This window comes from Citrobacter sp. Marseille-Q5395, assembly GCF_947057495.1.
Lineage (GTDB): Bacteria > Pseudomonadota > Gammaproteobacteria > Enterobacterales > Enterobacteriaceae > Citrobacter > Citrobacter murliniae.
Window position 1 is genome coordinate 1 of record NZ_CAMSEL010000040.1, and the last position, 6,712, is coordinate 6,712.

The 6,712-nt window shown below is 51.4% G+C and carries 15 protein-coding genes and 1 tRNA gene; all 16 read right to left on the reverse strand.

Going from position 1 to position 6,712, the window contains the following annotated elements:
• On the reverse strand, positions 1 to 275 hold a 275-nt coding region (locus OH663_RS25275; protein ID WP_263525907.1), incomplete at its 3' end, for a lysis protein.
• Positions 272 to 748 (reverse strand): HNH endonuclease signature motif containing protein, encoded by a 477-nt coding sequence (locus tag OH663_RS25280; protein ID WP_200010423.1) that lies wholly within the window; start codon positions 746 to 748, stop codon positions 272 to 274. The genes OH663_RS25280 and OH663_RS25275, both read right to left, overlap by 4 nt.
• 8 nt (positions 749 to 756) lie before the next feature.
• The gene (locus tag OH663_RS25285; RefSeq protein WP_200010422.1) at positions 757 to 1,200 is read right to left on the reverse strand and encodes a lysozyme; all 444 of its coding nucleotides are present in this window, start codon (positions 1,198 to 1,200) and stop codon (positions 757 to 759) included.
• A complete protein-coding gene (locus tag OH663_RS25290) occupies positions 1,187 to 1,492 on the reverse strand; it encodes a phage holin family protein (protein ID WP_129318762.1) in 306 nt (101 codons plus the stop codon). The genes OH663_RS25285 and OH663_RS25290 overlap by 14 nt, the downstream gene beginning before the upstream one ends.
• Positions 1,493 to 1,683: 191 nt before the next feature.
• A tRNA-Arg gene (locus tag OH663_RS25295) sits at positions 1,684 to 1,759 on the reverse strand.
• 230 nt (positions 1,760 to 1,989) lie between these two features.
• Entirely contained in the window at positions 1,990 to 2,613 is a 624-nt protein-coding gene (locus tag OH663_RS25300) for a hypothetical protein (RefSeq protein ID WP_200010420.1), read from the reverse strand.
• Complete coding sequence (locus OH663_RS25305) at positions 2,613 to 2,729, reverse strand: hypothetical protein (RefSeq protein ID WP_200010418.1); 117 nt, start codon at positions 2,727 to 2,729, stop codon at positions 2,613 to 2,615. Before OH663_RS25305 ends, OH663_RS25300 begins: the two co-directional genes overlap by 1 nt.
• Positions 2,726 to 3,085, reverse strand: a complete 360-nt coding sequence (locus tag OH663_RS25310) for a RusA family crossover junction endodeoxyribonuclease (RefSeq protein ID WP_016245440.1) — start codon at positions 3,083 to 3,085, stop codon at positions 2,726 to 2,728. Before OH663_RS25310 ends, OH663_RS25305 begins: the two co-directional genes overlap by 4 nt.
• A complete protein-coding gene (locus tag OH663_RS25315) occupies positions 3,082 to 3,372 on the reverse strand; it encodes a DUF1364 domain-containing protein (RefSeq protein WP_200010416.1) in 291 nt (96 codons plus the stop codon). Before OH663_RS25315 ends, OH663_RS25310 begins: the two co-directional genes overlap by 4 nt.
• Complete coding sequence (locus tag OH663_RS25320) at positions 3,365 to 4,033, reverse strand: metallophosphoesterase (RefSeq protein WP_200010414.1); 669 nt, start codon at positions 4,031 to 4,033, stop codon at positions 3,365 to 3,367. The genes OH663_RS25315 and OH663_RS25320 overlap by 8 nt, the downstream gene beginning before the upstream one ends.
• Entirely contained in the window at positions 4,030 to 4,461 is a 432-nt protein-coding gene (locus tag OH663_RS25325; RefSeq protein ID WP_200010405.1) for a NinB/YbcN family protein, read from the reverse strand. The genes OH663_RS25320 and OH663_RS25325 overlap by 4 nt, the downstream gene beginning before the upstream one ends.
• A gap of 207 nt (positions 4,462 to 4,668) precedes the next feature.
• Positions 4,669 to 5,361 (reverse strand): hypothetical protein, encoded by a 693-nt coding sequence (locus OH663_RS25330; protein WP_263525908.1) that lies wholly within the window; start codon positions 5,359 to 5,361, stop codon positions 4,669 to 4,671.
• A gap of 1 nt (position 5,362) precedes the next feature.
• Positions 5,363 to 5,560 (reverse strand): hypothetical protein, encoded by a 198-nt coding sequence (locus OH663_RS25335; RefSeq protein ID WP_263525909.1) that lies wholly within the window; start codon positions 5,558 to 5,560, stop codon positions 5,363 to 5,365.
• Positions 5,557 to 5,814, reverse strand: coding sequence for a DUF4752 family protein (locus OH663_RS25340; RefSeq protein WP_263525910.1), 258 nt, complete (start codon positions 5,812 to 5,814; stop codon positions 5,557 to 5,559). Before OH663_RS25340 ends, OH663_RS25335 begins: the two co-directional genes overlap by 4 nt.
• Positions 5,811 to 6,374, reverse strand: coding sequence for a hypothetical protein (locus OH663_RS25345; protein ID WP_263525911.1), 564 nt, complete (start codon positions 6,372 to 6,374; stop codon positions 5,811 to 5,813). Before OH663_RS25345 ends, OH663_RS25340 begins: the two co-directional genes overlap by 4 nt.
• A gap of 39 nt (positions 6,375 to 6,413) precedes the next feature.
• On the reverse strand, positions 6,414 to 6,712 hold a 299-nt coding region (locus OH663_RS25350; RefSeq protein ID WP_263525912.1), incomplete at its 5' end, for a hypothetical protein.

Sequence of the window (6,712 nt, forward strand, 5' to 3'; positions counted from 1 at the left end):
CCAGCAGAAACATCAGCGCGGAGACTTTCGATAGTCGCATTAGCATCAGAAAGCTCCTTCGTGTATTTGGCATCCAGAGCAGCAACATCACGCTGGCGGGTCTGCATGTCTTTGATGGTGTCGTTAGCCATGCTGAGTTTTTCAGTGGCTTTATCGCGCTGGTCTTTGTAGGTGATGGCGTTGTCGCGGTAGTGGTTCACGAGGAGCGCCAGCACGCCGATTAACACCAGCACCAGCAACTGCAGCCAGTAACGCCTGACCAGTGCGCTAATCACGAATGCTCTCCTACATAACCAATGTGTAATGACTTTTTGGCAGTAAGGTAGGCTTTCCTTGCATCAATCTCATTTTCAAAGTAACCGAGATGCAAACGCTTGCCAGTTCCAGGCTCATTTATGGTGGCAATATACTTATTGATACGTTTATGAAAGCTGTAGCCCTTTGCCTTCTTCCTATTTTGCGCGTTCACAGAACGGCTGACATCTCTTAGATTTTTCGGATCATTGTTGACCCTATCCCCATCAATATGGTCAACCTCACCTTTTGGTAGAAACCCATTATGCAAGAAGAAAACCACCACGTGAGCCGATAATCGCGCACCGCGGAACTTACCAGCGTAATAACCTGAACGTGTTACTGTCGTAAATGCTGGGTCCCCCGTTTTAATCTTCGCGCCGGGTGATTTCTTCCATACAAGACAGCTTGGCGATCTCTTATTTATTTCAAGATAATCAGTAAGTTCTTCCACAAGACACCTCAATGCCCGAGAAATAAAGCTCGCTCCGCCTCACGCCGACGGGTCAGCCCGTTCAGGACCTTACCACCCGCTTTATTCCAGCGCAGGAACTCATCGGCAGCGCCAGCGTAATCTCCGGCGTTGAGTTTTCGCAGGAGAGTAGATGTCGACAGTGACCGGGCGCCGAGGTTGTACGTGAACGACACCAGGGCGTCGAATTGCCCCTGAGTCAGGCCAACCTTGACCAGGCGGGACACGTCGCTTTCGTAGCTGACCAGTCCGGTCTTCAGCAGACGTTCTGCCGTTTCCTGCTTAATCGTCATCCCGGCGCGGATCGGTTTACCGTCGACAGGCTGAGTCCAGCCATAGCCAATCGTCCATACTCCTACGCTGTCCTGGTAGGCGGTGAGTTTGCAGCCTTCGAACTCTTTGATCAGGGCAATGCCTTTATCACTGGTTTGCATTCTTCATCCCCGTCAGTCGTTCCCAGAAGTACGTCAGTGCCACGGACCCCATCGCCCCGCTGATACCAGAAGTAACCAGGATCATGTATAGGCTCAGACCACTTTCAACGCTGATCAGGCCACCAATGAGACCGGTAAAGCCGGACACTGCAATTTGCGCCAGCGCATTGACCCAGCTCCAGGCGGCTTTGTTCTGCTTCACGTCAATAAGGTATCGGACCAGGCCGCCCCAGCATGACAGAGCAAGGACTATCAGCCATGACACTCCGGCAATGCTTTCTTTATCTTGCATACGTTTAGCCATATCACCTCAGAAAGAACGGGGTGCTGTTTGTAGTAAGGGATCAGGCCCTCGGGACGATTTAACAAGTAGGCGTGTCGATGATGGTTCCCGGAACCTGAAAATAAAAAAGCCAGCGACAGGCTGGCAATGTGAAGGTAAGGCAATGTCGGCTCTCTGGCCGTAAATACCCTGGCTGGGTTTGGCTCGCCTGGCTGGATTCGAACCAGCGACCAACCGCTTAGAAGGCGGTTGCTCTTTCCTCTGAGCTACAGGCAAATTTGGTGGGCCTTGAAGGATTAGAACCTGTCTACCCTTCCCTTATGAGGGGACCGCTCATACCAAATGAGCTTCCGGCCCAGAATGCAAAAAGCCCCGAGCTATTAACTCAGGGCGTTTTCTACTTCGTAATTTGTTTACTGCTGGCTCTTTCGCTGTTACGACAGAGCATACCTGAAAATATACACTTCTATTTCGCCAAATCAAGTTATTTGAGAAATATTTTTTAATTAGGCAGCAATTAGAGGAATCTCATTCTCCATTTCTCGCTTCATTGCATAAAAAACTTCTGCTTCGAAAACTTTTTCACACCAGACAACTCGACGGCGGCAAGCCTGGATGTCCAATCCGGTGGCCAGGTGCATCTTCCTGGCAATATCTTGCGTGCACTTGCGTTCGCAGTATCGTTTAATGGCGTAATCGCGGACTGGGCTTTCCCGATGGAATAATTTAATCATCACCTTTTCAACGAACGCTGCATCATCTGATTCTTTGGCGAGAGCGATGATGTTGCTGGCAGAGGATTGAGGGATTACCAGTTCGCGAGCTTTCTTATAGAGTTCCTCACCTCTCAGCGCCCCACCCTCTTCGCTATAAAGCCAGTTGACCATTCTCTCGATGTGTCCACCCATATCAGGATTCCATTGAGTCCGGATCATCAGGCGGCCAATAACGTTAACAGCGCCAGCTGGTGAGTCATCGCCGCGATTAATTCTGCCCCACACTGACATCATGTACTGCACCCAGGCTCGTTGCTTGGTTGTGATGGTCTTCTTAGGATGCTTCCAGACACGCCGGAAATGGGCGTCATCGACAAAGTTAACCATGGTGTAAATTGGTGTGAGCTTTCTCATTACGCGGCTTCCTTCTGTGGCTGGTTGGTTTTTGTCTGGCTGTGCTTTGCTACTGGCGGCATCTTGGCGCGCATGACGCTTTCGGCCTGGTATCGGGTTATCTCGTCTCGGGTCACGGTGCGCACTCCCCAATAATGATCTGCCCCTTCTCTCCCCAAAGCTTTGTCACCCGGCCATCCCAGACGCGGCTGTCGTCGTCGAAAATGGCATCGAGTAGCGCCTTTTCCAGGTTGTCTTTATCCGGTTTCTGCTGATGCGCCTGGCCGTTGAGTTGCGCGCGCTTCTTCTGGCTCCAGCTTTTTGGCATGGGAATGATGAAGGTGACGTGATAACCGGACTCAGGCAGACAGATCCCGAGCTGGCGTACTTCGGCTTTAAAAGCCCAATATGCCGCTGTTGCCGGACGTTTTACCCACCGGTCCCGTTGAGTCATGCGGGGTTTGCTGACTGGCGTGATATCGAAAATATTCATATTTTCACGAGCCCCTCTCTCAGCCAGATGACCTGCGTGCGAGCCATGCCTTCCAGCGCGCACTCCTTTGCATACTCCGAATCGACCAGACGGGTGCGGCGATCAATCTCGTCGTGGCAACTGCTGCATGCGATGGTTGCGATCAGGTCAGGCGGCTTGATTCCGGTCCCGCAGAGGCCAGCAATACGGATGTGGGCCAGTACCGAGGTTTCAGAGTTTCCGTTGCATACACCCGGAATCCGCACCTGACATTCACGACCGCGCGCTGCTTTTCGTAAATCAGTCATGGTCACCACCCTGAACCTGCACCAGAGTAAGGTTCCCGCAGAACACGGCACCGGTATCGATGTACATCTGATTGGCATATTTGAGGGGTTGTCGAGCCGGTGTATGCCCGAAGATAAACAGGTCGGCACCAGTGATTTCGTGATGATTCCCGTCTTGTGAATTGGCGATACGCTCTCTGTTCCAGATCACCTGTTCTTCGTCGATATCCTTTCCGAACTCATATGTCCAAGCCGGGTAGTCGGCATGGCAGATAACAATCTTCTTATCTCCGGTCACCAGTTCGATGACCAACGGCAGTTCAGCCGCTTTGTGAACCAGCGCCTTAGCCAACACCTCTTTGTCATAGTCCAGATTGAAGAACCAACCGCCGCCATTCATCAGCCAGTGATTAACGTTGCCATACTCTGACAGGCCGTCGATCATCATCTGCTCATGGTTACCGCGTACCGCACGAAACCACGGCATCATGATCAACTCCAGGCATTCTACGTTTTCAGCTCCGCGGTCGATTAGGTCACCAACGGAGATAAGCAGGTCGTGCGCCGGGTCGAACTTGAGCTCATCCAGCTTGCCCGTCAGGTTTGTGTAGCAACCATGCAGATCGCCAACCACCCAAATATTGCGCCAGTCAGCGCCGTTAATGCGTTGATAGATGCTCATACGTTTTCATGTCCTTTTGCGTGGTATTCGGAGTTCGCGGGGATCCGCAGCTTGATGCCGCGCTCAATGCACCAGACTTCGATGCGGCGCAGGTAGAAGGTCATTTCTTCGGTGTCGAGCAGCTTGGTGGACTTCACCATCTTGGTGACTCCAAGGACGGTCACCGGCTTGGCCGGACAAAACATGTCCTTGAGGAATTCGTGCAGGTCTTCTTCGGTGAGCTTGCTGGATGAGTGCAGGTTAACTGCAGTGGCTACGTCGCCATTCCACATCCACATAAGCGAGTTCTGTGACAGGCTGCGCTTTTCTTTCCACGGCTTGATGATGAGGCGATAGCAGTCGCCAGATTCCAACATGGGCTGGATCTGCTGACCGATAGCGTTGAAGTTTGATTTGTGCAGACGGATGCCGTCTTTTTGCAGGTTCATACGCCACCTCCGAGAGGTAACGCAGAATGCAGAAAACCCTCAGCATTAGATAACGCTGACGGCATAAGGTAGGTCGTACTCTTTGTGTTTCGCATCTAATTTCCCAATCAGATGCAGAGGTCACAGCCGGGTGCTCAATCCGACTGCGACATAATTATAACATTAATTTTGATAGTGGGTAATGTTGCTTGACGTTGCGCCTATTACTTATTTGCCGGTAATTGCCTCCTGATAGCGCTCAAGTTCTACATACTCCTGAACAGACCAGCCACTACCAACAAAACTGGATGCCTCGCTGGCGTCAAAGGTGAACGTTGTCTCGCTACCGGTTGGCGATGTTATGCTGTACAGGTCTGCTACTGGCTTAATCTGCATTGCTGGTATGTTACCTTCATTGATGAGGGTAACATCCTTACCATTTTCGTTGGCATCACCAGAATGGTCTACCATGTCGAGGTGTTGCTCGGTATGGTTTTCAACCTGAAGCATGGCGGCGCGGCAGGCTTCGTCAATGCGGCATTGAATGCGGGATAGCAACTGAATATCACCGCCCAAAAACTCATCGCGGCGATTCACATCGCACATAACCATCTTTGCCGTATCAAGTGCGATTGTGTCGAAATGCTGAGTTATGGCCACTGCTGGCTGCGGTAACTGTGGTACTGCGTAGAGAGGCGTCACCTCACGCAATGGGTCAGCATAAGCATTGCTACCATCGAAGCTGACGTGGTTTTTAGCGCCGCTGCCTGACAGCAACCACGCCACCGGCTCCTGCTCCATGCTGGCAAGCAGTTGGCGGGCCATTGATTTCAGCATTGCAATATCAGCATGCCCCAGGGTGTAACCGACCCTTAAATCGTAAACTGCTTGCACCTGTTGCTCTTTCGTAAATTTATCCATCTCACTCTCCCTTCACGCCAATGCCAGCAATAAATCGCGACGGTGACCAATCACAATATGTGTCAGATTCTGTGTGGCCGAACATGGCTTTACAGCGCCGTATGTGATGGCAGTTACCGCACGTAGCGCCAGCAGGTAGCCGCATCTTGTCAGGGTCAGCGGGGTCATAGTTCAGCGCCTGTTTGTTGAGTGCTTTCATTGGGCTGCCTCCTGGCGAAACATCATGATTGTCAGATCGTCTTTAGTAGCCAGGCGAACCGTTGTTCCGGGTTCGATGCTGGACAGGTCAAACGCATCGTAAAATTCGTTTACTGCTTTTTGCCGACGAGATAGCTTTCTGCGTTTATCCCATTGTTTTAGAAAAACTGAGATAAACCACTGCCCTGTTTTGAACATGATGAACAACCATCCCATCAAGGCGAGTCCGGTGTTGAGAATGGTGAGAATGCTCATAGCGCGGCTCCTTTGCGAAGTTGGGCTGCGATGTCTTCGAGAAACTCTTCTGCGTACTCGCCAGATAACCCATCAGCGGCTGGCAGTGGGTCGTTTGCCAGGTCTTCTTTGGCGGTCATAATCATGCGCACCACGTCGTAGACTTCAGCCAGTGGCTTATCGACAAAGCCATGATTGAATGCAGCGGCGAGGCGGCTGGCGGCATAGTTGATGCCCTCGTTACGCGCCTGCGCCCGCACTTCAGCCAGGAAAGCGTCGTAAGCAGGTATCTTCAATACAGCCAGTTTGCGAATCATCTTCTGAACTTCTGGCGGGCATTGTTCGTAATGGTCGTCAGTGATGAATGCCGCCTCATTGTGAATTTTGTCCACAGCGCTTAATTCCGCCGCCAGCTCCCTGCACTTGCTCTCGGCGTTAGCGAGCTGTACTGCCATGTCTGCGTTTTGGGATTGCAGCTCAGAGAGTTTACGCACCAGATACTGCACATTGCTCTCGTTAACTTTCATGTCACCGGGAAGACATTTGCCACGGAGAAAACCTTCCATTTCGTATACGCTCATAATCCTACCCTCATAAAAAAGGCCCGCATTGCGAGCCTGTTAATCGATGTTTTTGCGTTTTCGGCAGATGCCTATCCGCATCGTTAAAAATATGAATGTGAGCACCAGTAGCGATGCTTTGAATGCTCTCTCAGGGCTAAGGTCTGGCGTGTAACCAAAATGGAGGAAATGCACAACCTTACCGCCTGATTTACGCTCCGTGTGCCATAGCTCAGTTGATATCCCAAAGCCAAATACGAACTTGCCAAGGAAGTAGAATTTATCGAGCTTCACCATTTCCTCCGGGCATAAAAAAGGCCGACTATCACGGCCACGCTTGCAGATAGCTCTGCTATGTA

Excerpts from the sequence above, each read along its gene's own strand:
- OH663_RS25345 (WP_263525911.1), bottom strand. The coding sequence starts at position 6,374 with ATGAGCGTATACGAAATGGAAGGTTTTCTCCGTGGCAAATGTCTTCCC.
- OH663_RS25340 (WP_263525910.1), bottom strand. The coding sequence starts at position 5,814 with ATGAGCATTCTCACCATTCTCAACACCGGACTCGCCTTGATGGGATGG.
- OH663_RS25320 (WP_200010414.1), bottom strand. The coding sequence starts at position 4,033 with ATGAGCATCTATCAACGCATTAACGGCGCTGACTGGCGCAATATTTGG.
- OH663_RS25310 (WP_016245440.1), bottom strand. The coding sequence starts at position 3,085 with ATGAATATTTTCGATATCACGCCAGTCAGCAAACCCCGCATGACTCAA.
- OH663_RS25315 (WP_200010416.1), bottom strand. The coding sequence starts at position 3,372 with ATGACTGATTTACGAAAAGCAGCGCGCGGTCGTGAATGTCAGGTGCGG.
- OH663_RS25335 (WP_263525909.1), bottom strand. The coding sequence starts at position 5,560 with ATGAAAGCACTCAACAAACAGGCGCTGAACTATGACCCCGCTGACCCT.
- OH663_RS25325 (WP_200010405.1), bottom strand. The coding sequence starts at position 4,461 with ATGAACCTGCAAAAAGACGGCATCCGTCTGCACAAATCAAACTTCAAC.
- OH663_RS25290 (WP_129318762.1), bottom strand. The coding sequence starts at position 1,492 with ATGCAAGATAAAGAAAGCATTGCCGGAGTGTCATGGCTGATAGTCCTT.
- OH663_RS25285 (WP_200010422.1), bottom strand. The coding sequence starts at position 1,200 with ATGCAAACCAGTGATAAAGGCATTGCCCTGATCAAAGAGTTCGAAGGC.
- OH663_RS25330 (WP_263525908.1), bottom strand. The coding sequence starts at position 5,361 with ATGGATAAATTTACGAAAGAGCAACAGGTGCAAGCAGTTTACGATTTA.
- OH663_RS25300 (WP_200010420.1), bottom strand. The coding sequence starts at position 2,613 with ATGAGAAAGCTCACACCAATTTACACCATGGTTAACTTTGTCGATGAC.